Source organism: Paeniglutamicibacter sp. GQ140 (assembly GCF_059759235.1).
This window is the reverse complement of sequence record NZ_JCAXDW010000009.1, coordinates 1-25,448: the sequence shown is the minus strand read 5'-3', so window position 1 is coordinate 25,448 and position 25,448 is coordinate 1. Positions and strand designations below refer to the sequence as shown.

Here is a 25,448-nt window from a genome sequence, read left to right as displayed (position 1 = left end):
GTCCTAACCTTGGTGTTGTTCGTGGGGGTTGCTGGCTAGAACGCCGCGGCGACGGCGTAGATCAGGTACGCGATGGCGAAGCCGATGACGCCGACCAGTGCCTGTCCCACGGTCCAGACCTTCAGCGTGGTCTTGACGTCCATGCCGAAGAACCGGCTGACCAGCCAGAAGCCGGAGTCGTTGACGTGGCCGGCGAAGACGGAGCCGGCGGCCAGGGCGAGCACGATGGCCACGACCTCGATCTGGTTCAGGTCGGCGTTGCCCACCACGACGGGCTGGATGATGGCGGCCGCGGTGGTCAGGGCGACGGTGGCCGAACCCTGGGCGACGCGCACCACGGCGGCGATGATGAAGCCCGCGACGATGACCGGCAGGCCGAGGGTGTCCAGGGAGTCGGCCACGGCGTCGCCGATGCCGCTGGCGCGCAGCACCGCACCGAACATTCCGCCGGCGCCGGTGATCAGGATGATCGAGCAGACCGGGCCCAGGGCCGAGTCGACCACTGTCTCGATGAGCGTCTTGTCCTTGTTCTGCTTGTAGCCCAGCAGGTACATGCCCAGCAGCACGGTGATCAGCAGGGCGACGGGGGTTTCCCCGACCAGGCGCAGGATCTGGACCCACTGGGCCTGCTTGTCAACGATCCCGGCGGAGGCCAGGGTGTTCAGGCCGGTGTTCATGAAGATCAGGACCAGCGGCAGCAGCAGCAGCGTCACGACGGTGCCCAGCTTGGGCTTGGAGGCGAAGTCGTGCTTTTCGGCCTCGGTGCCGGCCAGGATGTCGGGGATGGCGATGTTGAACTTGCGGCCCACGTACTTGCCGTAGAGGTGGCCGGCGAAGAACCAGGTCGGAAGGGCCACGACGAGGCCCAGCAGCAGGACCAGGCCGACGTTCGCCTCGAGCAGGCCGGAGGCGGCAACCGGTCCGGGGTGCGGCGGGACAAAGATGTGCATGACGGAGAAGGCGGTGGCCGCCGGGAAGGCGTAGCCCAGGAACGATCCGCCCAGGCGGCGTGCGACGGTGAAGATGATCGGCAGCATGACGACCAGGCCTGCGTCGAAGAAGATCGGGAAGCCGAAGAGCAGCGACGCGATGGACAGCGCCAGCGGTGCGCGCTTCTCGCCGAACTTGTTGATCAACGCATTGGTGAGCACCTCTGCCCCGCCACTGGTTTCGAGCATGCGCCCGAGCATGGCGCCCAGGCCGACCAGCAGAGCAACGGAGGCCAGCGTGCCGCCGAAGCCGCCGGTGAGGGTCGGGATCACCGACGCCACCGGAATGCCCGTGGCGACCGCGGTCAGCAGGGAGATGACGACCAGGGCCACGAATGCGTGGATGCGCCATTTGATTATGAACAGGAGCAGCAGCAGGATCGCGCCCACGGCAATGGAAAGGAGCGCGGGTGTGCCCAGCGTCCAGTTCATGACTAGCTCTTCGGTCATCATTGTCCTTCGGAGGTGTAAGGATGTCGGGTGGTGGGGATGGAACCTGATGGTTCCGGGTGCTAGCGGTTTTTCAGGGTCGTGGCCACGATGGCCACAATGTCTGCGGGGCTCTGGCTGACGTCCACCTCGATGGCGGGTTCGTCCTCCTCGATGGCCTCGAGCGTGTTCAGCTGCGAGGCGAGCAGGGTCGAGGGCATGTATTCGTGGTTGCGCTCGTCGAGGCGGTGCTGGATGAGGTCTGCAGCACCGCGGAGGTGAATGAAGAGGGTCGCCGGTTCGTGCGCGCGCAGCGCGTCACGGTAATTGCGCTTGAGTGCGGAACACGCGATGACCGCCGGAGTGCCGCTTTCCGTGCTCCTGTGCAGCGCCTCTCCAATGGTGGCCAGCCATGGCTCGCGGTCGGTGTCGTCCAGCGGCTGGCCGGCTGCCATCTTTTCCTTGTTGGACACCGGATGGAGATCGTCGCCGTCGATGAACGTCGAGCCCAGCTCCAGGGCCAGCATATTGCCCACCGTGGATTTCCCGCATCCGGAAACGCCCATAACGACCATAGGCGGGTTGGCAAGGCTGTTCATCGTCACTCCATCGTGGATCCGAAAGTAATGTCCGACATAACAACGTGATGTCCAACATAAATCTGATTTATACAGACTAGATCTGCGCAGACGAAGTGTCAACACGACCTTTCACCAGGATCTTTTGGACGGGTTCGGCAACGTCGGGATCGCCGTCGGCATGCGGATCCAGCCGCCTCCCTTGCGGAAATCCCAGCGGCCCCTCCGGCGGTTTTGCCGCGGCTCCCAGCTAGTGCCAAGGTTCTGTTCCTAGCGTGGGAATCGTTCATGCAAGATCAACGAAGGGAAAACCCGCCATGGGACTCGGAGACAAGATCAGCAACAAGGCACAGGAAGTATCCGGCGAGGCCAAGGAAAGGCTCGGCGACGCCACGAACAACGAACAACTTCAGGCCGAGGGCCTCAAGGAGCAGGCGGAGGCAAAGGCGAAGCAGGCCGGTGAACACGTGAAGGACGCGGCCAAGGACATTACCGGCAACTAGCCGCCACCGCCAAAGGACCGCTCAGCGCTCCGGCCCCCGTTCGCGGCCCACGGCTTAACGAAAAGATCCCTCGGGATAATCGACTTTTGTCGACTATCCCGAGGGATCTTGCATGTGGGCCCTACCGGGATCGAACCGATGACATTCACGGTGTAAACGTGACGCTCTACCAGCTGAGCTAAAGGCCCCTGAAACAACGTCTTTCCTGGAAGAATTCCGATCCAGTGCGTTGCAACAAGAAGATAATCTAATACAGACTTCACTGACTTGGCAAATCGCCCTCGAGGGCGGTCCGTCCGATCCGGTCCACACCGCCCTCGAGGGCCGAGATACTTCCTAGGGCAGCAGGTAGCGCTTCCGCACGAAGTACAGTCCCACCAGCGAGATGACCGCGATGGCCATGTAGTACAGGCTGGGCGCGTTCAACGACCCGGTAACGCTCAGGAGCCACGTCAGTACCAGCGGGGCGATGCCGCCAAGCAGGGTGACGCCGACGTTGTAGGTGACGGCAAGTCCGGTCCCGCGGATGGCGGCCGGGAACAGGGACGAGAGCAGTGCGGGCATCGGGCCGAAGTAGAACGCCATGATGACGCCGAGCAGCGCAATGACGACCACCATCACCGGCACCGTCGGCGTGCTCACCATGAGCTGGAACAACGGCCAGGCCAAGAGCAAGGCGCCGACGGCCGCATAGGTCATGACCTTGGCCGGGCCGACGCGGTCGGCCAGGTGGCCGACGAACGGAACACCGACCAGCACGATCAAGCCTGCAACGACGCCGCCGAGGAATGCCGCGGTCGCCGGGATGCCCAGGTTCGTCACGGCAAAGGTCGGCATGTACAGGATCATGTAGACCGAGATGGTGGCAACGCCGATGACCGCCGCGCCAGCCAGCAGCCGCCCGTAGTGGTGGACCACCAAGGCCTTCAGCGGCGCCTTCTCCTTCTCGCTCTGGATGAACTCCTCGGTCTCGTCGAGCTTGGCACGGATGTACAGGCCGACCGGGCCGATGAGCAGGCCGACAAAGAACGGCACGCGCCAACCCCAGCTGTACAGGTCCTCCTCGGAGAGCCACTGGGTCAGCCCGTAGCCGAAGGCCGAGGCCAGCAGCATGGACGCACCCTGGCTGGCAACCTGCCACGAGGAGTAGAAGGCCTTCTTGTGCGGCGCGGTCTCGATCAGGAAGGCCGTCGCGGTGCCGAACTCGCCGCCGGCGGAGAACCCCTGGATCAAGCGCGAGAGCAGGATGATCACCGCTCCCCAGACGCCGACCTGGGCATAGGTCGGCGCCAACGCCATGATGAGCGTACCGACCATCATCAGCATCAGGGTCAGGGTCAGGGCGTTCTTCCGGCCCTTGCGGTCGGCGTAGCTGCCCAGGATCACTCCGCCGAGCGGACGGATCACGTAGGAAAGCGCGAAGGTCGCGAAGGTGAGCACGAGACCGAAGGTGCCGTTTGACTCCGGGTAGAAGTTCTCGGCGATGACCACCGCGAAGGTGGCGTAGACGATGATGTCGAACCACTCCAGGGCGGCACCGATCGAGCTACTGACCACTGCCTTTCTGGCGGCCAAGAGCTGCGCCGGGGTGACCGCTTGGGTGCTGGCCATGATTCTCTCCTTGGGGAAGGTGGATGGGTGGGTCGTGGTGCTGCGGCGCACTCAGGCGCGCAGGGCCGCGATCAGGTTGTCGATGAAGTCCTCGCACTGGACGATCTGGTCCAGCTCGATGAACTCGTCGGGTGCGTGGGCCTGCGCGATGTCGCCGGGGCCGCAGACCACGGTGGGGATTCCCGCATTGAAGAACAGCCCCGCCTCGGTGCCGTAGGTGGCCTTGTCCGGGCTGGGAGTGCCGCCCAGTTCCGCGGCCAGTGCCACGATGCCGGCGTCTTCGGGGGTGTCCAGGCCCGGCGTCTTGGCCAGGACCTCGAACGTGACCTGGGCGTCGGCATTGCGCTGCTTCATCAGGGATTCAATGCGCTGTGCCTCGGCGCGGAAGCGTTCAATCAGGGCCGCCGGATCGTCTTCGGCGATCGAGCGGAACTCGAAGTGCAAGGTGCAGTCGGCCGGGATCGTGTTGACCGCGATCCCGCCCTCGATCTTGTTCACCGTGGTGGTGGTGTGCGGAACAATGAACGCCTCGTCGAACGGGCCGTCCTGGGTGAACCCGCGGGCCGCGGAGTCGACGAATGCGGTGAACTCGGCCGCGGCCGAGATCGCGTTGACGCCCTGCGTGGTCAGCGACGAGTGGGCGGCAACCCCGTGGAAGTCGACGCGGATGACGTTGACCGACTTGTGTCCGCGCACGACGCGCATGCTGGTGGGCTCCCCCACGATGCAGCCGCGCGGCTCCAGTCCCGCCTCGGTGATGGCAGTGACGAGGTCCACGGCGCCAATGCACCCGACTTCCTCGTCGTAGGAGAACGCCAGGTGGATCGGTTCGCCCAGCTTGGCCTCGGCGATCGTCTCCAGCTTGGCCATGATCACGGCAATGAAGGACTTCATGTCGCTGGTGCCGCGGGCGTACAGCTTCCCGTCGCGGATCTCGGGGATGAACGGGTCGCTGCTCCACACCTGGCCGTCAACCGGGACCACGTCGGTATGTCCGGACAGCACAATGCCGCCGGTGCGCGTGCCGTCGGCGGCCGGGATCGTTGCCAAGAGGTTGGCCTTGGTTCCCTCGGCGTTGTGGATCAGGGTCGATGCAATGCCGAGTGCCTCCACCCTGCCAACGACGTAGTCAATCAAGGGCAGGTTGCTGTCCCGGCTTGTGGTGTCGAAGCCAATCAGCTTCGTGATTTCAGCCATGGTCGCTTCGCTGGGGGCGTGTGACATTGCTACTCCTCGTGGTCATGGGGCGGCCGTATTCCCACTATCAAATCTGAAAAGGGCCGCGATGAGTCTCTCATCGCCGGGGTCCGGTGGCACCGAGGATGAATGGATCTCGTAACACAGCGGCCCGATTTGACGGGAATCTGCAAAAATTTGTTACGTGCATCACTGGGAGTCCACCCGGGGGGTTCGGTGCAGGCCCATGGCGGCAAGAACGCCGACGGCACCGTCCGGCAGTGCGGCGCCGGGGTGATGGGGACCGTCCTTGACTCGGCCATTTCCACGGGCGATGGGCGCGCGCTTGACGGGCAGGGGGAACTGCGTGTGGGAAGCCATCACTTGATCGCGAATTCACTTCGGCCGCGATGCGGCGCACGGCCTAGTGCCCTGTCGGGGCTCGCGGCTTGCCGAAGCCACGCGAAGGGACCCGGGCGTTGGCGCCGGGGACTGCGGACGGCGCCGTCGGTACAGGTGATCCGCGATTTGGCGGACCGGGCACCAGGCGTGCGCGGCCTGATGAGGTGTTGGTGGGCCCTACCGGGATCGAACCGATGACATTCACGGTGTAAACGTGACGCTCTACCAGCTGAGCTAAAGGCCCTTGGCACTACTGAATTCGTTTGGTTGGAAATCCGCCGGAAGTGTTCGTGACAAGAATGTGGCTGTGGCAACGTACCCGCCCGAGCTGTCGAATAGACGCAAAGATTCTTCGACAGCTATGAAGTGAGTAGGTCCATCGCCTCTCGGTAGCGCGCGATGGCGCGCGCCTGATGGATGGGTGAACTAAACGAATCCACCACATGTCCCTTTTGGATGAGGAACGTGTGCCGCGTTGCCGCGCCGGACTCGCTATTGAATGCGCCATAGCTCTTCGCTACGGCACCGTGCGGCCAGAAATCGGCCAGCAGATCAAACCCGAAATGGGCCTGGTCCGCGTAGGTGCGCAGTGCGTATTTGTGATCCACCGAAACACCCATGATGCGGGTATCCAGTGCTGCAAATTCCTCGCGAACCTTTTCCAACTCTTCAAGCTCCGACCCGCAGACCGCGGAAAACGCGAACGGGTAGAAAACCAGGAAGTAGGCCTGCTCCCCCAAGGCCCGGGACTCAATGAGTTCACCGTGCTGGTTGGGAAGGGCGAAGCCCGGAGCCGTTTGACCGGCCCGAGGCACCGGGGATGTGCTCCCCGCTGCCGAATGTGATGATTCCACGCGCTAGTTCTTGCGGCGCGCAACAAGTCGAGTGGCCGACCAATCCTCCGAAACACCCTCGGTGTTTGTGACATGGAGGCCTGCGGTGGGCGCATCGGCCTGGATTGAGGCGGGCGACACATGGCCGTCTCGTCCCGGTTTCGGGGTCAATAGCCATACGACCCCCTTTTCATCCAGATTAACCAGCGAATCGACCAGGGCATCAATGAGATCCCCGTCGTCGGCGCGCCACCAATAGACGATTCCGTCCACAACCTCGTGGTCTTCCTCTGTCAATAGTTCGGAACCCACTGCTTCCTCAAGGGAATCGCGCAGATCAAAGTCCACATCGTCGTCGTACCCGAGTTCCTGGATCAGGTCCCCGTCTTTGAAGCCCATTTTGTGTGCGGCTTCGTGCTTTGCCGGTGCGGCGTCGCTCACGTCACTCCTCCTGCTGCTGTAAAGCGTCTGGTTACAACCAAACACCCTTTTTGCGCTCCCATCAAGCGCAGAGGCTCCAACACGCCGAAATAGTGACGACTTCGACCTACTTTCGGCTCTCGGCGCATTGCCTGTTAACTCCAAATCATTGCATGTGTAGGGCCCAGATACGTTTTGGGTCCCCATGCGCATTAGAGTGTAATCGGCGGTCCGCGACCAACCACCCTTGGGGAACGGGCCACAACTTTGGCGCTTGCACCGCCACTGCGGTTCGAGGCATGCAAAATAGCGCTCGCCCCGCAGTCCCCGCTGTACCCCATAACGAGGAGAAGATGGACGTGGCTGTAGAGGAACACATTTCTCACATCCGTAGCGGCTTGACTAGCCAGTTGCCGGACCGGGATCCGGAGGAGACCGCCGAATGGATTGAGTCCTTCGATGATCTGGTCGAAACCCAGGGCACCGAGCGTGCCCAGTACATTGTTCGTTCATTGCTCCAGCGCGCCGGCGCCAAGAGCGTGGGCGTCCCCATGGTCACCACGACCGACTACGTGAACACCATTCCGGTGGATCAGGAACCAGAATTCCCGGGCGACGAGCAGGTTGAACGTCGTTACCGTGCCTACATGCGCTGGAACGCGGCGGTCATGGTGCACCGCGGCCAACGCCCCGGAGTCGGAGTCGGTGGACACATTTCCACCTACGCCGGCGCAGCGACCCTTTATGAAGTGGGCTTCAACCACTTCTTCCGCGGCAAGTCCCACCCGGGTGGCGGAGACCAGGTCTTTTTCCAGGGCCACGCCTCCCCCGGCATGTACGCTCGCGCCTTCCTCGAGGGCCGCTTGAGCGAAGATGACATGGACGGCTTCCGCCAGGAAAAGTCCCGCGAGGGACACGCACTTCCGTCCTACCCGCACCCGCGCTCGCTGCCGGACTTCTGGGAATTCCCGACGGTGTCCATGGGCATCGGCCCGATGAACGCGATCTACCAGGCGCAGTCAAACCGCTACCTGCAGAACCGCGGCATCAAGGACACCTCGGACCAGCACGTGTGGGCATTCCTCGGCGACGGCGAAATGGATGAGCCGGAATCGCGCGGCCTGTTGCAGCTTGCTGCCAACGAGAAGCTCGACAACCTCACCTTCGTGGTCAACTGCAACCTGCAGCGCCTCGACGGCCCGGTTCGCGGCAACGGCAAGATCATGCAGGAACTTGAGGCATTCTTCCGCGGCGCGGGCTGGAACGTCATCAAGGTCGTTTGGGGCCGCGAGTGGGATGCCCTGCTCGATTCCGATACCGACAACTCGCTGGTCGACATCATGAACCAGACCCCGGACGGCGACTACCAGACCTACAAGGCCGAAAACGGCGCCTTCGTCCGCGAGCACTTCTTCGGAAAGTCCCCGCAGACCAAGGAACTGGTTGCCAACCTGACGGACGAGGAAATCTGGAACCTCAAGCGAGGTGGCCACGATTACCACAAGGTCTATGCGGCCTACAAGGCAGCCACCGAGTTCAAGGGCAAGCCGACGGTCATCCTGACCAAGACCGTCAAGGGCTACGGACTGGGCCCGCACTTCGAGGCGCGCAACGCCACGCACCAGATGAAGAAGATGACGCTCGGGGACCTCAAGGCCTTCCGCGACCACCTGCGCATCCCGATCACCGACGAGCAGCTCGAAGCCGATCCGTACCTGCCGCCGTACTACCGTCCGGAGCAGGACTCCGCCGAGTACAAGTACATGATGGAGCGCCGCGAGGCCCTGGGCGGTGCGGTGCCTTCGCGCCGGACCGAATCCAAGGAAATCCATCTGCCGGAGGACAAGGCCTACGAGGTCGCTGCCCGCGGCTCGGGCAAGCAGCAGGCGGCCACCACAATGGCCTTCGTCCGCCTGCTCAAGGACCTGATGCGCGACAAGGACTTCGGCAAGCGCGTGGTCCCGATCGTTCCCGACGAGTCCCGCACCTTCGGCATGGACTCGTTCTTCCCGACCGCGAAGATCTACAACCCGGATGGCCAGAACTACCTGTCGGTGGACCGCGAACTGGTCCTTGCCTACAAGGAGTCCCCGGTTGGACAGCTGATCCACCCGGGCATCAATGAGGCCGGCGCCGTTGCGGCATTCACCGCCGCGGGAACCTCTTACGCCACGCACGACGAACCGTTGATCCCGATCTACGTGTTCTACTCGATGTTCGGCTTCCAGCGCACCGGCGACGCCTTCTGGGCGGCAGGTGACCAGATGGCCCGCGGGTTCATCATGGGCGCCACGGCAGGTCGCACCACGCTGACCGGCGAGGGCCTGCAGCACGCCGACGGGCACTCCCCGATCCTCGCCTCCACCAATCCGGCGGTCATCACCTATGACCCGGCCTACGGATACGAGATCGGCCACATCATGAAGGCCGGCCTGGAGCGCATGTACGGCGGCAAGCACGAGGACCCGAACGTGATGTACTACATCACGATCTACAACGAGCCGTACCAGCAGCCCAAGGAGCCGGAGAACCTCGATGTTCCCGGCATCCTCGGCGGCATCTACCAGGTCTCCCCGGCCACCGTCGACGGACCGCGGGCCCAGCTGCTCGCTTCCGGCGTCGCGGTGCCGTGGGCCATCGATGCCCAGCGCATCCTTGCCGAGGACTGGGGGGTGTCGGCCGACGTCTGGTCGGTGACTTCCTGGAATGAGCTGCGACGCGACGGCCTGGAGTGCGAGGAGCAGACGTTCCTCGATCCGACCGCCGAGCCGCGCGTACCGTTCGTTGCCCAGCAGCTGGCCGGTGCCACCGGCCCGATCGTTGCGGTGACCGACTACATGAAGGCCGTGCCGGACCAGATCCGCCAGTTCGTGCCCAACGAGTTCGCCACCCTGGGCGCCGACGGGTTCGGGTTCTCCGACACCCGCGCCGCCGCACGTCGCTTCTACAAGATCGACGCGCACTCGGTGGTGGTCCGCACCCTGCAGATGCTGGCAAAGCGCGGAGAGGTCGACGCCTCGGCACCGGCCGCCGCCTTCGCCAAGTACAAGCTCGACGACGTCACCGCCGGCACCAGCGGCAACGCAGGTGGAGACGCCTAACCGGTTGAGCACCGGCTGACAGCGGTGGCGCGGATTCCCCCCAGGGGGTCCGCGCCACCGCTGTTTTGCGTTGGGCGGCTCGAATTGTGATCGCCACGGGTGCCGCACCTCGCCCTCCGCTGCGGATCGTCGCCCTGCCGCGCACAGCGGATGTCGTTGTGAGAAACATACAAAATAGTTCACGGGCATGATGATGCGTATGCTCGTTCTATGAGTGATGAGCAAACGTCGAATCCGGCGCAGCGGATCCGGCCCTTCCGGCAAGCCAAGGCCAGCCCGGAAACCCTCAAACGGCTCAAGCAGCACCTGGGCGTGCTGTCCACCGTGGCACTGAAGCACCTTGACCAATCTCTTCCCTGGTATCGCGGCCTGCGTCCCGAGGAACGTGCGGCCCTGGGCCTGGTTGCGCAAAAGGGCATCGCCTCCTTCGTCTCCTGGTATGAGCGGCCCACCACCTCGCCCCAGTGGGTGCTCAACGACGTCTTTGGCGCGGCACCCACCGAATTGACGCGATCCATCAGCCTGCAAAAGGCCCTCCAACTGATCCGCACCATCGTGGAGGTCGTCGAGTCCCAGGTGCCGGACATTGCCCCGGAATCCGAACATACCCAATTGCGCGAGGCGGTCCTGCGCTATTCGCGGGAGGTCGCCTTCGCCGCGGCCGACGTGTACGCCCGGGCGGCGGAGACCCGCGGTGCCTGGGATTCGCGGCTCGAGGCCCTGGTCGTGGACGCGGTGATGCGCGGGGAGTCCCAGGACTCCCTCCGCTCCAGGATTGCCGCGGTGGGATGGAAATCGCACGAGAACATCTTGGTGATGATCGGCGCGACCCCTGAATCCTCCCAGGTCGGGTTCGTCAGCGAACTCCGGCGTGCGGCCGCCCGCTACGCCCGCGACTCGCTGGTCGGCGTCCACGGGGAACGGGCTATCCTGATGCTCGGGGGCGTTGAGGCCGATCGAACCGGACTGGACCGGCTGGCCTCCTTCTTCGGCGACGGCCCGGTGGTCTACAGCCCCCTGGCCCCCACGCTCAAGGAGGCGTCAGCCAGCGCCAAGGCCGCCTTTGCAGCCATCGCCGCGGCCCGCGCCTGGCCGTTGGCCCCGCGGCCGGTGGACGCCGATGACCTGTGGCCAGAGCGGGTCATGAACAACGACTCCGAGGCCCGCGAGGCGCTGGTGTCCGGGATCTACAACCCGCTGATTAAGGCAGGAAACGGGCTGATTGAGACGCTATCGAGCTACCTCTCGCTGGGGCATTCGCTGGAAGGAACGGCCCGGGAGCTGTTCGTTCATGCAAACACGGTGCGCTATAGACTTAAAAGGGTGTGCGACGTGACGGGGTGGGATCCGCTGGTTCCCCGCGAGGCGTTCGTGCTGCAAACCGCGCTGGTGGTGGGTAGGCTGGACGCCGAAACTACGGAAAACTTGCCCGAAACACGGCAACCGGTGCCGCGCAAGGGCCCTGCGGCCTTGTAGGATTCATACAAAAGCATGCCGACAAGTCGGTGTGCGAAAACAGCCGTCGTGATCGACTTCTTTGGAAAGCTGGAGTAGTGCTAGCAATCGTGTGCCCTGGACAGGGCTCCCAGACCCCCGGATTCCTTTCCCCGTGGCTCGAGGTTCCGGGTGTTTCCGAACACCTCGCCGAACTTTCAGCCATCACGGAACGCGACCTCACCGCCCACGGGACGGTGTCGGACGAAGAAACCATCAAGGACACCGCGGTGGCCCAGCCGCTGATCGTGGCGGCCGGCCTCATTGCCGCACGCGCGCTCTTCGGCGACACGCTCCCGGCGAACGCGATCCTGGCCGGGCACTCCGTCGGCGAAATCACCGCCACCGCGCTGGCGGGTGCCCTCTCGGAGCAGGACGCCATGGTTTTCGTGCGTGAGCGCGCAAACGCCATGGCACTGGCGGCCGCGGCCACCCCGACCGGCATGGCCGCTGTCCTGGGCGGGGACGCCGACGAAGTCAACGCCGCAATCCTCGCCGCCGGGCTGAGCCCGGCCAACGCCAACGGCGGCGGCCAGATCGTTGCCGCGGGCACCCTGGAGCAGATCGAGGGCTTCGCCGCCAATCCCCCGGCCAAGGCCCGCGTGATTCCGCTCAAGGTCGCCGGAGCCTTCCACACCCACCACATGGCCCCGGCCGTGAACGTGCTCCAGGAGCTCTCCGCGACGCTGGAAGCCAAGGACCCGGCCACCCCGCTGTTGTCCAACTACGACGGCCAGTCCGTGGCCGGAGGCGAAGAGAACCTGGCCTCGCTGGTTGCCCAGGTTTCCCGCCCGGTTCGCTGGGACCTGTGCATGGAGCAGCTTGCCGCGCAGGGAGTCACCGGGATCATCGAGCTTCCGCCGGCGGGAACGCTGGTGGGCCTGGCCCGCCGTGGCCTCAAGGGCATCCCGACCCTGGCATTGAGGTCCCCCGAAGACCTCGAAGCGGCACGCGCCTTCGTACTTGAACACACCCAAGCATAGGAAGTTCCCGAATCATGACTGCAGTGATGAACCAAACCACCGCGCGCGAATTCAGCCGCATCCATGGCGTGGGCTCATTCCGCCCCGACGTCATCGTCACCAACGAAGATGTCTGCCAGTGGATCGACTCCTCGGACGAGTGGATCCAGCAGCGCACCGGCATCGTGACCCGCGCCCGCGCCGGAGCGGACACCTCGCTGCTGGACATGGCCGAAGGGGCTGCGCGCGAAGCCCTGAAGTCGGCAGGCATCGAGGCCAGCCAGCTTGGCGCGGTCATCGTCTCCACCGTGACCTTCCCGCATGCCACCCCGTCGGCAGCCGCCGCGTTGGCCGACCGCATCGGCGCCACCCCGGCCCCGGCGTTTGACATTTCCGCCGCCTGCGCCGGCTACTGCTACGGCGTGGCCCAGGGCGACGCACTGGTTCGCTCCGGCATGGCCGAGTACGTGTTGGTCATCGGTGCCGAGAAGCTGTCGGACTACATCGACAACCACGAGCGCACGATCTCCTTCCTGCTGGGCGACGGCGCCGGCGCCGTGGTCATCGGCCCGAGCGACATCCCCGGCATTTCTCCCTCGGTCTGGGGTTCGGACGGCTCGAAGTGGGGCGCCATCAGCATGACCCACTCCCAGCTTGACCTGCGCGATGCGGTCCTGCAGGCCGAGTCCTCCCCCGAAGGCGCCTCGTTGATGGCAGCCACCGAGGCACAGCTGTGGCCGACCCTGCGCCAGGACGGCCAGACCGTTTTCCGCTGGGCCGTCTGGGAAATGGCCAAGATGGCCAAGCTCGCGCTGGAGAAGGCAGGGATCACCTCGGAGGATTTGGTCGCGTTCATTCCCCACCAGGCCAACATGCGAATCATCGACGAGATGGTCAAGCAGCTCAAGCTTCCGGAAACCGTGGTCGTCGCCCGCGACATCGCCAATGCCGGAAACACCTCCGCGGCCTCGATCCCGATGGCCATGGACCGGATGCTCAAGGACAACCCCGAGCTTTCCGGCGGCCTCGCGCTGCAAATTGGGTTTGGCGCCGGGCTTGTCTTTGGCGCACAGGTCGTTGTCCTGCCCTAGGCTTTACTCCCAGGGATACAACCCATCATTCGGACCGCACACCTGTGGTCTGCATAGTCGTCGGGCTTGATACCGGCAAACACAGAAAAGGAGCCATCATGGCTAGCAACGAAGAGATTCTGGCCGGCTTGGCCGAGATCGTCAACGAAGAGACCGGCCTGGAGACCGAGGCAGTCGAAATGGACAAGTCCTTCACCGAGGACCTGGACATCGACTCCATCTCGATGATGACCATTGTCGTCAACGCCGAAGAGAAGTTCGACGTGAAGATCCCGGACGAAGAGGTCAAGAACCTCAAGACCGTTGCCGATGCAGTGAACTTCATCGCCGGCGCACAGGTCTAGCCTGGCAATGATGCATCCCCTTGAAGCGGGTTCCCTCACGGGTTCGCGTTTCAAGGGGAGCATCGATTCCCCCCCTTTCATGTTTACCGGCTGTCACCCACGCGCCAGCCGACCCGCTTTGCCGGTTTCGTAACCGATCCCCAGATTTTCGATTCAATCCGGATCCCGTCCATTTGGCCACGGCCCGACGCTTGGATCGCGTGCTAGCTTCGCTAGCCGTTTCGCCCCAACCAGTAGAGAGTTTCAACATGGCTCGCAAAGTTGTTATCACCGGCCTTGGTGCCACCACCCCCATCGGCGGCGACGTCCCGACCCTGTGGGCCAATGCCCTCAAGGGCGTCTCCGGGGCACATACCCTGACCGACGAGTGGGTTGAAACCTACAACCTGCCGGTGAAGTTTGCCGCCAAGGCCTCCACCCCGGCCTCCGAGGTCCTCTCCCGCATCGAAATGAAGCGCATGGACCCCTCCACCCAGTTCGCCGTGGTTGCCGCGCGCGAAGCCTGGAAGGACTCCGAAATTGAAACGGTCGATCACGACCGCCTTGCCGTCGCCTTCGCCACCGGCATCGGCGGCGTGTGGACCCTGCTTGACGCCTGGGACACGCTGAAGGAAAAGGGTCCGCGCCGCGTGCTGCCGATGACCGTTCCCATGCTGATGCCCAATGGCCCGGCCGCCGCAGTCTCCCTGGACCTTGGCGCCCGCGCCGGTGCCCACACCCCCGTGTCGGCCTGCGCCTCGGGCACCGAGGCCATGCACATCGGCCTGGAGCTGATTCGTTCGGGCAAGGCGGACGTCGTGGTGTGTGGCGGTGCCGAAGCCGCAATCCACCCGATGCCGATGGCCTCCTTTGCCGCCATGCAGGCGCTGTCCAAGCGCAACGACGACCCTGAGCACGCATCGCGTCCGTACGATGTCGACCGTGACGGCTTCGTCATGGGAGAGGGCGCAGGCGCCCTGGTCCTCGAGGCCGAGGAGCACGCCATTGCCCGCGGGGCCACGATCTACGCCGAGCTTGCCGGAACGTCGGTCACCGCGGATGCTTACCACATCACGGCTCCGGACCCGGAAGGCCTCGGCGCCACCCGTGCGTTGAAGGCTGCCATGTTCGACGGCCGCATCCAGCCCGAGGACGTTGTCCACGTCAACGCCCACGCAACGTCGACCCCCGTCGGCGACAAGCCGGAGTACACGGCACTGCGCGCGGCCCTGGGAAACCACCTGGACAATGTCTGCGTATCCGCCACCAAGTCGCAGATGGGCCACCTGCTGGGTGCCTCGGGCGCCGTCGAGTCGGTGCTCTCGGTGCTGGCGGTCTACCACCGCAAGGCACCGGTGACGATCAACCTGGAGAACCAGGATCCGGAAATTCCGCTGGATGTCGTTGTTGGCAGCCCCCGCGAACTTCCCGAGGGCTCCATCGTTGCGCTGAACAACTCGTTCGGCTTCGGCGGGCACAACGCCGTGGTTGCCATTCGCAGCGTCTAGTCTGCCGGCAGGCGCCGCCTGCAGCACCAAAGAGCCCGGGCCCGAAGTGAAACTTCGGGCCCGGGCTCTTTGGTGTCATGTCTGCGTCAATGTTCCGCGGAGGGTACGCAGCCGGTCGACACTCCTACGAGTTGTTTTCTCTACAGGTTGAAGTGTGCACCGGTCGGCTCATCGACCAGGAGGAATGGTCAGCCAACCGGCCCACACGAGACGCTGCCATCGCGCAAGAGGCGCCGGCAGCGGTTAGATGACTTGGTGCAGCCAGCGCACGGGGGCACCCTCGGCGGCGTAGCGGAAGGGTTCGAGTTCCTCGTCCCAGGCTTCGCCCAGCGCGATGGAGAGTTCCTGGTACACGATGGCAGGATCGCCGGCACCCTTTTCGTATGCCCAGCGGATGCGTTCCTCGCTGACCATGATGTTGCCGGCGGCATCCGTGGTGGCGTGGAAGATACCCAGTTCCGGGGTGTGGGACCAGCGGCTCGAGTCGACACCGGGGCTGGCTTCCTCGGTGACCTCGTAGCGCAGGTGCGCCCAGCCGCGAAGAGCGGACGCCAAAAGAGCACCGGTGCCGGGCTTGCCGGTCCAGTTCACTTCGGCCCGGGACATGCCCGGGGCGGCGCTCTGTTCGGTCCAGTGCAATTCGGTCCGCTGGTCGACAACGGAACCGATCGCCCACTCGATGTGCGGGCACAGCGCTGAAGGGGCTGAGTGTACGAAAAGTACGCCCCTCGTCAGTGCGTCAGACATGCTTTCCTCCGATGTGCTGTTGGAACGTCTTCCCCAACGTCAACAGCCCTGATTCGAAGTCCAGTAGGTCCTGATTAGTATTGTGCACGATTATACGGCGTTCGGCCAGCGTCTTTCGACCATGACCTCGGATTATGCGCGGGGATGGGCATTTTGGTAGCTGTCCTTGAGCCGTTCGACCGAGACGTGGGTGTAGAGCTGCGTGGTCGCCAGGGAGGAATGCCCCAGGATCTCCTGCACGGCGCGCAAGTCTGCGCCGCGGTCCAGCAGGTGGGTCGCCGCACTGTGGCGCAGCGCGTGGGGCCCGCGGGCCGCGGTGTCCCCCAGAGCCGCCAGGGCGTCTGAGACGACCTGGCGCGCCTGGCGGGCATCGAGTCTCTTCCCGCGGCGGCCCAGGAGCAGAGCCCGTCCGGAGTCGTCGGTGCGCAATACCGGACGCGCACGGCGCAGCCAGTCATCGACCGCGTTCAGTGCGGGCTGGCCGAATGGCACCGTGCGCTCCTTGTTGCCCTTGCCGATGACCCGAAGGGTGCGCCGGTCCAGGTCAATGTCGTTGATGTCCAGCGACACCAGCTCCCCAACGCGGATGGCGGTGGCGTACAGCAATTCCAGGATGAGCCTGTCGCGGTCGGCGAGCGCGAGCTGTTCGCGGGTCGGCTCGGGTGTCTTGGCATCGGGCGTTCCCGCGGGGGCGGGCAGGGGTTGGAAGATTCGTTCGATTTGGTTGTTTTGCAGGATGTGCGGGAGGCGTTGTTCGCGCTTGGGAGACTTTAGCCGGATGGCGGGATTGGCGGCGATGAGGTTTTCGCGTACCGCCCACGTCAAGAAACTGCGTATGGTTGCAGATCGGCGCGCCAGGGTGGCGCGGGCGAGTCCCGATTCCTGCAGGGTCATGAGCCAGGCGCGCAGGAGGGTGAGGTCGAGTCCTGCAAGGGTGGTGGCGCCGCGCGGGATGGCGTAGGCATACAGGTTCGTGATGTCGCTGCCGTAGGCGCGCAGGGTGTGTTCACTGCGTTCGCGTTCCAGCCCCATGTATCGCAGGAAGCCGTCGTGGGCTTTTTGTAGCTCGACGGGCACGGACGGGGGTTCGGTTCTTTGTTCGATTGGCGCTGACACGTCTCTACTGTCTCCCGTGTCGCGGCTTGGGGCAACGGTGCCACGCCGGTTGATGCGCACCCGGCGTCCTTCAGTGCAGGTTTGGGGCACCGCGCTGCTGTTCCCTGCCGTTGGGGAAACGGCGTATCCATCCGTTGCCCGTGCGTTCGGCAAGTCCCCGGGCGGCCAGGCGCGAGAGTCCGCCGAGGATGGAGCCCATGCCCAGTCCCGCGAGCGCGGCAAGTTGGTCCGGGGTCCGCGGGGAGCGCACGGGGAGGGCGTCGAGGAGCAACAGGTCCTGGATAGCCAGTCCATCGTAGTCGCGTGGTTCTTCCGCCTTCTCGGCAGTGTCGGCCTGTGCGGGTTGCGGGCCAGAGGGGGCTCCGGGCGGGTGTTCGGTGATCTTGAGCAGTTCGAGCACCTCGGGGGCATCGGTCACGAGTGTTGCCGCTCCCTCACGGATGAGCCGATGGCAGCCCGCGGAGTTGGCGGAGAAGACTGACCCCGGGACCGCGCCTACCTCACGGCCTATTTCCGCGGCGTGGCGTGCGGTGCTCAGGGCGCCGGAGCGCCAGCGCGCCTCGGCGACGATGGTTGCTGCACATAGGGCGGCTATCAACCTGTTGCGTTGGAGGAAGCGCCATCGGGTGGGCGTCGCCCCGGGGGCTACTTCGGCGATGAGGAGTCCCTGTCGGTGGACGGCCTTGAGCAGGTCGTCGTTGCCGACGGGGTAGAAGCGGTTTAGTCCCCCTGCCATGACGGCAATTGTGGCAGGCGGCGGGGGTACTCCCGGGCGGCCGCCGGTGGGCGGGTCTTCGGCGAGCGCGGCCTGGTGGGCCTGGGCGTCAATGCCGTAGGCTCCCCCGGAGACGATGCAGATTCCCCGTGCCCGCAGGCCGTGAACCAGTTCGGCGGTTATGGTGCGCCCGTATTCGGTGGCGTCGCGTGATCCGACGATGGCTGCGAGGTTTGCCGGGTCGCGCAGGATGCCCCGGTCGGCGGTGCCGCGGTACCAGAGGGCGAGGGGTGCGGCCAGCCCGAGGGCGTCGAAGCCCTGCGGCCAGTTCCGGTCTGCCGGGTGGATGACCCCTCCCCCGAGTGCTGCCATGAGCTTGAGGTCGGATTCCGGGTCGGCGAGCGCCGCCCGGGGGCGCCAGCGTTCAAGTCCGGCGTCCAGGCGCAGGCTCGCGCGGCTGGCGCCGAGGGCATCGAGCAGTTCGGCGACCTGTTGCTGTTCGTGTGCCGGCGCTGGTCCGTTGTGCTCGCGGATAAGGCGGTAGGCTTCCACCGCCCCGGCGACCTTCACGAGTGCAGACCCGGTTTGGTCGTTGGGTTCGATGATGTGGGTGAGGCCTGCGCGTGCCAGGACCTCGGGGTCTGCGTTGCTCATGTGTCTGTCGCTTCCGGCTGGTTTGGTTCCGTGGTACCGGCGCTTGGGTCGGTTCCCCGGTGCCGCGCCTGCGTAAGTTGTGCCGGTACCGGTGGGAGTGCTCCTGATGCTCCCCTCATCGTGCCTTTCGCCCACGACGCCGGAAGGAGCGGATCCACGCGCTGGGGACACCCGCGGCAAACGTGGGCCCTGCGGGTTCTGTTGTGTGGGCAAGTGGTGCCGATGCCGGTGGAAACGGTCGGCGCGTGGACCTTGCGGGAACTCCTCGGGTGCAACACCGCATGTCGGGCGCTTATGTATGTTGCTTGTGGGGCTCCAAATAGGCAACGATGGATTCAGCCCGCCTGCCGACGGCAACGAGCATCCGGAGCGTTTCGCCGGTGGGAACAACTGACACGAAACTAGGCATCACACATGAATAAAATGAAGCTTCCTTTTATCGCAGCCCTCTCCGTGGTGGCCGGTTCGTTGATCCTGAGCGGATGCTCCAACCCCACAGCGGCTCCGGCGCCTGGTGCATCGTCCGCGGCCGGCGGAACCGTGACCGTATCTTCGGCGGATTTCACCGAATCCGAGATCATCGGCAACCTCTACGCCGAGGCGTTGAAGGACAAGGGGTACACGGTTGAGACGAAGTTCCGCATTGGCAGTCGCGAGGCCTACATTCCGGCGCTGGCGGACGGGTCCATCGACCTGATCCCCGACTACACCGGCAACCTGCTGCTGGCCCTGGACGCGAAAGCCGATGTCAGCTCGCCCGAATCAATCGTCTCGGCGCTGCCGGCGGCGCTGGAGTCCAAGAAGTTGACCATGCTCACCCCGGCCGCGGCCGAGGACAAGGATGCGGTGGTGGTCACCCGGGCCACCGCGGACAAGTGGTCGCTGAAGTCCATCGAGGATCTGGCGGCACACAACGACGAGGTGGTCATGGCCGGTCCCCCCGAATTCAACAAGCGCCCGGTGGGCCTGCCGGGGTTGGAGAAGAACTACGGATTCGTGCCCTCCAAATTCGAGCCAATTTCCGATGGCGGCGGCCCTGCAACCGTGAAGGCGCTGCTGGACGGCAAGGTCACCGCCGCGAACATCTTCACCACGAGCACGGCCATCCCCGCCAACGACCTGGTGGTGCTGGAGGATCCCAAGAACAATTTCCCGGCGCAACAGGTGGTTCCGGTGGCCGCCGCCGACAAGCTCGACGCGAATGCAGTACAGGCTCTTGATGCCATTTCCGCGAAGTTGAGCACCGAGGAGCTGATCAAGCTCAACGAGCAGGTCTCCGGCAGCGCCAAGGTCGAACCGAAACAGGCGGCGATCACCTGGCTCACGGAGCAGGGCCTGCTGGGCAACTAGCGCAGGATTCCGCCCCCGGATCGACAAGATTAGAAAACTTGTTCGATTCGGGGGCGCGTGCTCTCACCCGCCGGTGGGAGCCACCCATTTTCCGCTCGCTTTTCCCCCCGAACCGCCACCGATAGGACCCAAGAACCCGCGATGATCACCTTCGAATCAGTGTCCAAGTCATATCCAGGCGGCACCCGGGCGGTCACCGACCTTGACCTGGAGATCCCCACCGGCTCATTCACCGTCCTGGTCGGGCCCAGCGGTTGCGGCAAGACCACCTCGATGCGCATGATCAACCGCATGGTTGCCCCCAGCAGCGGTTGCGTCCGCATCGACGGGCAGGACGTCGCCGACATCCGTGCGGTCACCCTGCGCCTGGGCATCGGCTACGTGCTGCAAAACGCCGGCCTGTTCCCGCACCGCACGGTGCTGGACAACGTCGCCACCGTCCAGCGCCTGCTGGGCCTTTCCAAGGCGCAGGCGCGCACCAAGGCGTACGAGGCGATGGAACGGGTGGGACTCGATGCCTCCATGGCCACGCGGTATCCGGCACAGCTTTCCGGCGGGCAGCAGCAACGCGTCGGTGTCGCCCGCGCCCTGGCCGCCGATCCGCCAATCCTGCTCATGGACGAGCCCTTTTCCGCGGTTGACCCGATCGTGCGCCTCGAGCTGCAGCAGGAAGTCCAGCACCTGCAATCCGTGATCAAGAAGACCATCGTGATGGTCACCCACGACATCGACGAGGCGCTCACCCTGGGCGACAGGATCGCCGTGCTGGCCCCCGGCGGCGTGCTGCACCAATATGCATCGCCGCTGGAGATCCTCACCCGCCCGGCCACCGAGTTCGTCACCTCCATGGTGTCCAAGGACCGTGGCTTCCGCCAGCTCTCCTTCGCCACCCTTGAGGACGTCCGGGCCACCGCCCTTCCCGCCCCCGGCGCCGACGGGCTGATCGAGCTGGGGGCGCTGGCACCTGGCTGGAAGCTTCGGCTTGACCCCGCGGACCTCAGGGCGGTGTGGCTGGACCCCTCCGGCGTGGAGTTTGCGGCCGGGCCCGCGGTCCGGCGCGGGGACACGGTGCGCTCGGCTCTCGATGCCGTGTTGGCCTCCCCGGTCTCGGCGGCGCTATTGCTGAACGGTGACTCCGTGCCAAGCGCCTGCGTCACCATCGACGACCTGGCGCCCTACCTGCGCCACGGCGTCCGGGACCCGGCATGAGGTGGCTGCTGGACAATCCCGGGCAGGCCTGGGCCCTGACACTCGAACACCTGTTCCTCAGCATCGTCCCCACCGTGGTGGGCGTGGTGCTGGCGCTGGTGCTCGGCCTGGTTTTCGGCAACCGGCCGCGCGCGCGGGCCGTGATCACCGGGGTGGCCAGCGCGATCTTCACCATCCCCTCGCTGGCACTGTTCGTGGTGATTCCCTCGATCATCGGCACGCAGATCCTTGACCCGCTGAACGTGGTCATCGCGCTGAGCCTGTATGCGACCTCGCTGCTGGTGCGCACGGTGTTTGACGCGCTGGATGCCGTGGCGCCCGAGGTGCTGAACGCCGCCGAGGCGCTGGGCTACTCCCGCGCCCGGCGCAGGGTGTTCGTTGACCTGCCGCTGGCCGTGGCGCCGCTTGCGGCCGGAACCCGGGTCGCGGCGGTCACCAACGTGTCGCTGGTGTCGGTGGGCGCCGTGATCGGGGTAGGTGGCCTGGGCCAACTCTTCGTGGCCGGCTACCAGCGCAACTACCCCGACCAGATCCTAGCGGGCATCATCGTCATCCTGGTCCTCGCCCTGGTCCTTGACCGGCTCATTGCCGGCGCCGCCCGCGTACTGACACCCTGGCTGCACCACGGGGCAGCCCCGACCCAAGCGCCCGGCAGGCGGCGCCCCGCGATCGGGCGCGCCAAGGTCGCCACCATTCCAGTGCAGGACACCGCGAACCGGGAGGAGCCCAAGTGATCAACGAGATGCTCGCCTACTTTGCCGACGCGGCCAATTGGAGCGGATCCGCGGGGATCCCGGCCCGGCTGGGCGAACACCTCTGGTATTCGCTGCTTGCGGTGCTGGCAGCGGCTGTGATCGCCTTCCCGGTGGGCGTGTTCATCGGCCACACCGGCACCGGCAGGGTGTTCCTGGTGTCGGCCTCCAACGTCCTGCGGGCACTGCCCTCACTGGGCATCATGACGTTGCTGGTGCTCCTGATGGGAATCGGCCTGTTGCCGCCGCTGGCGGCCTTGGTGCTGATCGCGATCCCGCCGATCCTGGCCGGGGTGTATGCGGGCGTTGCCAATGTCGAGCCCTCGGTGGTGGATGCAGCCCGGGCGATCGGCATGAAGGACTCGCGCATCATCCTGCAGGTCGAGCTTCCGCTGGCGCTGCCGTTGATTCTGGGCGGGCTGCGCGGGGCGATCCTGCAGGTCGTGGCCACCGCGACGATTGCCGCCTACGTGAACCTGGGCGGGCTGGGCCGCTACATCTTCGACGGGCTTGCCCTCTACGACTATGGCGAGGTGCTGGTTGGCGCCGCCCTGGTCACTGCCCTTGCACTGGTGCTCGACGGCCTGCTGGCCCTGCTGGTCAAGGCGCTCTCCCCGGCCAGGCGTGCCATCGCGAGGTAGGCACCCACCCGTCGGCGAGCGCAATCAGCCCACGTCCCCCTTGCCGTGCTGGCGCAGCTGGATGGCGCCTCCCGTGTTCACAACAACGATGAATACCCGGCCCAATGGCCGCCGCTTATCAGCAGGGAGACGTGGGAGGCACTGTATGTGGCTATCAAGCGTGGGCACTCCCTCCATGGCAAGCGCACCTATGCACGCAAGCACCAGCTGACCGGATTCGTATACTGCAGACTTTGCGGAACGAGGACGGGATTGAAGGGCACGGTATAGGCGCCGCTCAAGGATGCGTTGATCTCAGACTCCGCCATGCGTCGCTGCAGCTCGATGTCGCTATCTGGAAGGTTGTAGTCCTTTTCAAAGCCAGCTGCTTTTCGGATCTCGGTAATGGATGCATAGTGTTCGAAGTCGTCACCGCGGAATGGCGTGGAGCGTTCCGTCTCTTCCTTCGTCACTGGATTGAAGTAAGCATACGAATACCAGAAGTCACTAGAGCCGGTTGAATCCCGGTAATAGGTGGACAGCAGGTCTGGGTCGATGGTTCGAGTAGTCAGGACCGTGAACTGATCGTCGGACGGAACATTGCCCGTCGTGTTTGGCGCTCGGTAGATATGAATCGAGCCGCCAAATACTGCTGTGAAAGGCTCATAGCGCGCGTGGCAGCTTGAGTGGAGAAACCAGGTTGATGGTCGTCTCATCGACGACGGACGCAATGACTGCGCTCTCACAGCCTTTGCGTGATAGTTGGCCAACGTAGATCGTCTGGCCGTCCGAGTAACCTTCGGTGCTGCGTACCTTTAGCATCAGAGACTCAGCGATATAGTCAAAGCTGAGCTCACTGCGCTCTTCTAGGTTTGCTTCGCTAAACGAATCGATCATAAGTGTTACTGCCATATATCTTGAGTATGTAACAAACTTCAAGTTATATCAACCAATTAATGGACGAGGGAATATATGTCGGACAGACAAGACGCCAAGCTATGGATCAAGGCGACACTTCAAACGTTCAATAAATTCCTCACTCCGGCAGTATTGATACTTATGGCAGTCTTTATCTTCGGCCCGATAGTAATTGAGAGTTTATCTACAAGTATCCTGGATCCTGATGCCCTGAGCGCGTTAGCCAGCACTTTTGGAGCACTAATTGCGACGATCATCGGACTGTTCTCATATTCGAGTTTCAGAGCGAAAAGAGACGATAGTCAAAATCATACGATTCTCATAAATCTCCAATCGGAAGAAAGCACGCTTTCTGAGTCGCTGGACAAAAATACTGATTTTGGATCACTCTGGGCGGTCACTCAGAAGCGAATAGACTACTATCACTCAATCGCGACAAAGCAGGCACGTCGAAGTTTTATTAGTACACAGATCGCGACTGTTGCTGGCTTCATCCTGGTTGTGGTCATGGGATTCGTAGCAGCCAGTGCCGACACTACCGCCGCAGCTATTGCCACTGGATCAGTTGGCGTAGTCGGTGGAGGACTCAGTGCGTACATTGGGGCCACATTCATGAAGTCCCAGTCTGAGGCCACCAAGCAACTTGGAAGTTTCTTCATGCAGCCCGTGGCGTTTTCCCAGTTACTGGGCGCTGAACGACTGTTAGAGCACCTTGAACCCGAACAAAAATCGGAAGCAATCAAGGCCATCATCACGTCATCGATGCAGTCACCAACGCCTCCAGAATCCAAGTAGGCGGAACTGCCCATGTTTTCGATGCTCCCGCTGCCCTCGCCGACGCATCCAGAGGTAGTCGTCAACCTGCCCGAACCAGGTGGCACTTCATGGGTCGATGTCTTACTACCAGGTCTGTTTGTGCTTCTCGGTGCTGGCATTGCCTATTTCTCAACTTGGCACGCTGATTCCAGGAAAGCGTCGCGCGATAGAGACGAACGCATCATGATCGACACGCGGTCCGTGGGCTTGGAGTATCTCGATGCCGCAAATGCACTAGCTGATCGGATTAGAACTCAGCTTGATCCCAGTAGAGCACTGTCTGTGACGGATTACCCACCAGCCATACAATCGGCGCTAATCACGGCAAACGCAAAGTGGGGGAAGTTCGAGCTCTTTGCCCACGACGATGCATTAGCCACGGGTAAGCAACTCAGTGTTGCATCCTCAGTTCTTGCGATGATGGCTTTTCGCAAAGAATATCCAGCCGAGAGTCTCCGAGAATTTGAACGGGCCAAATACACATTCATGAATACAATCCGAGTAGCTAGCGGCGTCGGTGAGATCAATCTTGATCAACCCGATCCCGAAACCTTGGCGAAGCTGAAGGCTGATGGAGAAAAAATAATTGACGGCGTCGTAAATGACATCACTAAGAACTACGGTCCGGGCTCCAACAAATAGTAAGAGCGCCCGTCGTAGGCGCTCTCATTAGCTGTGTTGCGTTGCAGCTTCTACTTTGATGTAGTAGCTGTCTTGGTTGTTTGTGGCGCTTTAGCGGCGTCCTGCGCGTCTTTGACGATCTTCGCTGCTTCCGCTTTAGCGTCGTCAACTAGCTTGTCGGCTTCCGCGATTGCTTCTTCAGTAACCGTCTTGACTTTCCCCTCCGCTTTAGCTGCGGCAGTCTCTGTGACTTCCTTAGCTTTCACGGCAGCTTCTTCGGCTACCTTGTCGGCTGCTGACTTCGCGTCATCAGCCATTTGCGCTGCTTCGACTTTAGCCGCGTCGATGATCGTCTGAGCTTTCGCTTCAGCTGCGGCAGTTCCGGCGTTCGCTTCTTTATCAGCTGCTGCCTTTACTGCTGGATCCTGGACAACACCGACGCGAATCAATCGAGCAATCGTTTCCTTAGGAGCTTCCAGGCATTCGCCCTTCTTGTAGAGCACGCCGTTG

At 63.7% G+C, this 25,448-nt stretch carries 23 protein-coding genes, 2 tRNA genes and 1 pseudogene; 13 read left to right on the top strand and 13 right to left on the bottom strand.

Going from position 1 to position 25,448, the window contains the following annotated elements; all coding sequences use genetic code 11:
- Positions 1-35 precede the first annotated feature (35 nt).
- Positions 36-1,439 (bottom strand): GntP family permease, encoded by a 1,404-nt coding sequence (locus AC6CHY_RS13280; protein WP_217388096.1) that lies wholly within the window; start codon positions 1,437-1,439, stop codon positions 36-38.
- A 62-nt stretch (positions 1,440-1,501) separates the two neighbouring features.
- Positions 1,502-2,017, bottom strand: a complete 516-nt coding sequence (locus tag AC6CHY_RS13275; protein ID WP_498227022.1) for a gluconokinase — start codon at positions 2,015-2,017, stop codon at positions 1,502-1,504.
- Positions 2,018-2,313: 296 nt separating this feature from the next.
- Here AC6CHY_RS13275 and AC6CHY_RS13270 point away from each other — a divergent pair, with 296 nt between their 5' ends.
- Positions 2,314-2,499, top strand: coding sequence for a CsbD family protein (locus AC6CHY_RS13270; RefSeq protein WP_217388098.1), 186 nt, complete (start codon positions 2,314-2,316; stop codon positions 2,497-2,499).
- 115 nt (positions 2,500-2,614) lie between these two features.
- Here AC6CHY_RS13270 and AC6CHY_RS13265 read toward each other — a convergent pair.
- The 6 genes from AC6CHY_RS13265 to AC6CHY_RS13240 form a co-directional block, all read right to left on the bottom strand.
- Positions 2,615-2,687, bottom strand: a tRNA-Val gene (locus tag AC6CHY_RS13265).
- 148 nt (positions 2,688-2,835) lie between these two features.
- Complete coding sequence (locus tag AC6CHY_RS13260) at positions 2,836-4,110, bottom strand: MFS transporter (RefSeq protein ID WP_498227021.1); 1,275 nt, start codon at positions 4,108-4,110, stop codon at positions 2,836-2,838.
- Positions 4,111-4,161: 51 nt separating this feature from the next.
- Positions 4,162-5,334, bottom strand: a complete 1,173-nt coding sequence (gene argE, locus AC6CHY_RS13255; protein WP_254455857.1) for an acetylornithine deacetylase — start codon at positions 5,332-5,334, stop codon at positions 4,162-4,164.
- A 522-nt stretch (positions 5,335-5,856) separates the two neighbouring features.
- A tRNA-Val gene (locus AC6CHY_RS13250) sits at positions 5,857-5,932 on the bottom strand.
- 115 nt (positions 5,933-6,047) lie between these two features.
- A complete protein-coding gene (locus tag AC6CHY_RS13245) occupies positions 6,048-6,503 on the bottom strand; it encodes a redoxin domain-containing protein (protein ID WP_217388300.1) in 456 nt (151 codons plus the stop codon).
- Positions 6,504-6,545: 42 nt separating this feature from the next.
- A complete protein-coding gene (locus AC6CHY_RS13240; protein WP_372342892.1) occupies positions 6,546-6,962 on the bottom strand; it encodes a DUF3052 domain-containing protein in 417 nt (138 codons plus the stop codon).
- Between the two features lie 332 nt (positions 6,963-7,294).
- On the opposite strand from AC6CHY_RS13240, the gene aceE reads away from it, so the two are divergent.
- The 6 genes from aceE to fabF all read left to right on the top strand — a co-directional run bounded on the left by aceE (position 7,295) and on the right by fabF (position 15,420).
- Positions 7,295-10,042 carry a pyruvate dehydrogenase (acetyl-transferring), homodimeric type gene (aceE, locus tag AC6CHY_RS13235; RefSeq protein ID WP_498227019.1) on the top strand — a complete coding sequence of 916 codons (2,748 nt, stop codon included), beginning with the start codon at positions 7,295-7,297 and terminating at the stop codon, positions 10,040-10,042.
- 210 nt (positions 10,043-10,252) lie between these two features.
- Positions 10,253-11,518 carry a PucR family transcriptional regulator gene (locus AC6CHY_RS13230; RefSeq protein ID WP_217388101.1) on the top strand — a complete coding sequence of 422 codons (1,266 nt, stop codon included), beginning with the start codon at positions 10,253-10,255 and terminating at the stop codon, positions 11,516-11,518.
- Positions 11,519-11,595: 77 nt separating this feature from the next.
- Entirely contained in the window at positions 11,596-12,519 is a 924-nt protein-coding gene (locus tag AC6CHY_RS13225; RefSeq protein WP_498227018.1) for an ACP S-malonyltransferase, read from the top strand.
- Between the two features lie 14 nt (positions 12,520-12,533).
- Positions 12,534-13,589 (top strand): beta-ketoacyl-ACP synthase III, encoded by a 1,056-nt coding sequence (locus AC6CHY_RS13220; RefSeq protein WP_217388103.1) that lies wholly within the window; start codon positions 12,534-12,536, stop codon positions 13,587-13,589.
- Between the two features lie 98 nt (positions 13,590-13,687).
- On the top strand, positions 13,688-13,933 hold the full coding sequence (locus AC6CHY_RS13215) for an acyl carrier protein (RefSeq protein WP_217388104.1): 246 nt from the start codon (positions 13,688-13,690) through the stop codon (positions 13,931-13,933).
- Positions 13,934-14,181: 248 nt separating this feature from the next.
- Positions 14,182-15,420: a beta-ketoacyl-ACP synthase II gene (fabF, locus tag AC6CHY_RS13210; protein WP_498227016.1), complete on the top strand. Its 1,239-nt coding sequence runs from the start codon at positions 14,182-14,184 to the stop codon at positions 15,418-15,420.
- A 243-nt stretch (positions 15,421-15,663) separates the two neighbouring features.
- On the opposite strand, the gene AC6CHY_RS13205 is transcribed toward fabF, so the two are convergent.
- From AC6CHY_RS13205 to AC6CHY_RS13195, 3 genes are all read right to left on the bottom strand, one after another.
- Positions 15,664-16,167 carry a DUF3145 domain-containing protein gene (locus AC6CHY_RS13205; RefSeq protein ID WP_217388106.1) on the bottom strand — a complete coding sequence of 168 codons (504 nt, stop codon included), beginning with the start codon at positions 16,165-16,167 and terminating at the stop codon, positions 15,664-15,666.
- 132 nt (positions 16,168-16,299) lie between these two features.
- Positions 16,300-17,244, bottom strand: coding sequence for a tyrosine recombinase XerC (locus tag AC6CHY_RS13200; protein ID WP_498227014.1), 945 nt, complete (start codon positions 17,242-17,244; stop codon positions 16,300-16,302).
- Positions 17,245-17,353: 109 nt separating this feature from the next.
- Positions 17,354-18,652 (bottom strand): DNA-processing protein DprA, encoded by a 1,299-nt coding sequence (locus tag AC6CHY_RS13195; RefSeq protein ID WP_498227012.1) that lies wholly within the window; start codon positions 18,650-18,652, stop codon positions 17,354-17,356.
- Positions 18,653-19,066: 414 nt separating this feature from the next.
- Here AC6CHY_RS13195 and AC6CHY_RS13190 point away from each other — a divergent pair, with 414 nt between their 5' ends.
- The 4 genes from AC6CHY_RS13190 to AC6CHY_RS13175 all read left to right on the top strand — a co-directional run bounded on the left by AC6CHY_RS13190 (position 19,067) and on the right by AC6CHY_RS13175 (position 22,604).
- Entirely contained in the window at positions 19,067-20,002 is a 936-nt protein-coding gene (locus AC6CHY_RS13190; protein ID WP_217388109.1) for an ABC transporter substrate-binding protein, read from the top strand.
- Between the two features lie 141 nt (positions 20,003-20,143).
- Positions 20,144-21,211 carry an ABC transporter ATP-binding protein gene (locus AC6CHY_RS13185; RefSeq protein ID WP_498227010.1) on the top strand — a complete coding sequence of 356 codons (1,068 nt, stop codon included), beginning with the start codon at positions 20,144-20,146 and terminating at the stop codon, positions 21,209-21,211.
- The gene (locus tag AC6CHY_RS13180; protein WP_498227008.1) at positions 21,208-21,945 is read left to right on the top strand and encodes an ABC transporter permease; all 738 of its coding nucleotides are present in this window, start codon (positions 21,208-21,210) and stop codon (positions 21,943-21,945) included. The genes AC6CHY_RS13185 and AC6CHY_RS13180 overlap by 4 nt, the downstream gene beginning before the upstream one ends.
- Positions 21,942-22,604, top strand: a complete 663-nt coding sequence (locus AC6CHY_RS13175; RefSeq protein WP_498227007.1) for an ABC transporter permease — start codon at positions 21,942-21,944, stop codon at positions 22,602-22,604. Before AC6CHY_RS13180 ends, AC6CHY_RS13175 begins: the two co-directional genes overlap by 4 nt.
- Positions 22,605-22,792: 188 nt before the next feature.
- Here AC6CHY_RS13175 and AC6CHY_RS13170 read toward each other — a convergent pair whose 3' ends face one another.
- Positions 22,793-23,299 (bottom strand): hypothetical protein, encoded by a 507-nt coding sequence (locus AC6CHY_RS13170; protein WP_498227005.1) that lies wholly within the window; start codon positions 23,297-23,299, stop codon positions 22,793-22,795.
- Between the two features lie 256 nt (positions 23,300-23,555).
- Between AC6CHY_RS13170 and AC6CHY_RS13165 the strand changes: the two genes are divergently transcribed.
- Complete coding sequence (locus tag AC6CHY_RS13165) at positions 23,556-24,296, top strand: TRADD-N-associated membrane domain-containing protein (protein ID WP_498227003.1); 741 nt, start codon at positions 23,556-23,558, stop codon at positions 24,294-24,296.
- Positions 24,297-24,308: 12 nt separating this feature from the next.
- Complete coding sequence (locus tag AC6CHY_RS13160; RefSeq protein WP_498227001.1) at positions 24,309-24,959, top strand: hypothetical protein; 651 nt, start codon at positions 24,309-24,311, stop codon at positions 24,957-24,959.
- Positions 24,960-25,009: 50 nt separating this feature from the next.
- Here the strand turns inward: AC6CHY_RS13160 and AC6CHY_RS13155 are convergent.
- Positions 25,010-25,448, bottom strand: a pseudogene (locus AC6CHY_RS13155) (hypothetical protein); the annotation flags it as partial.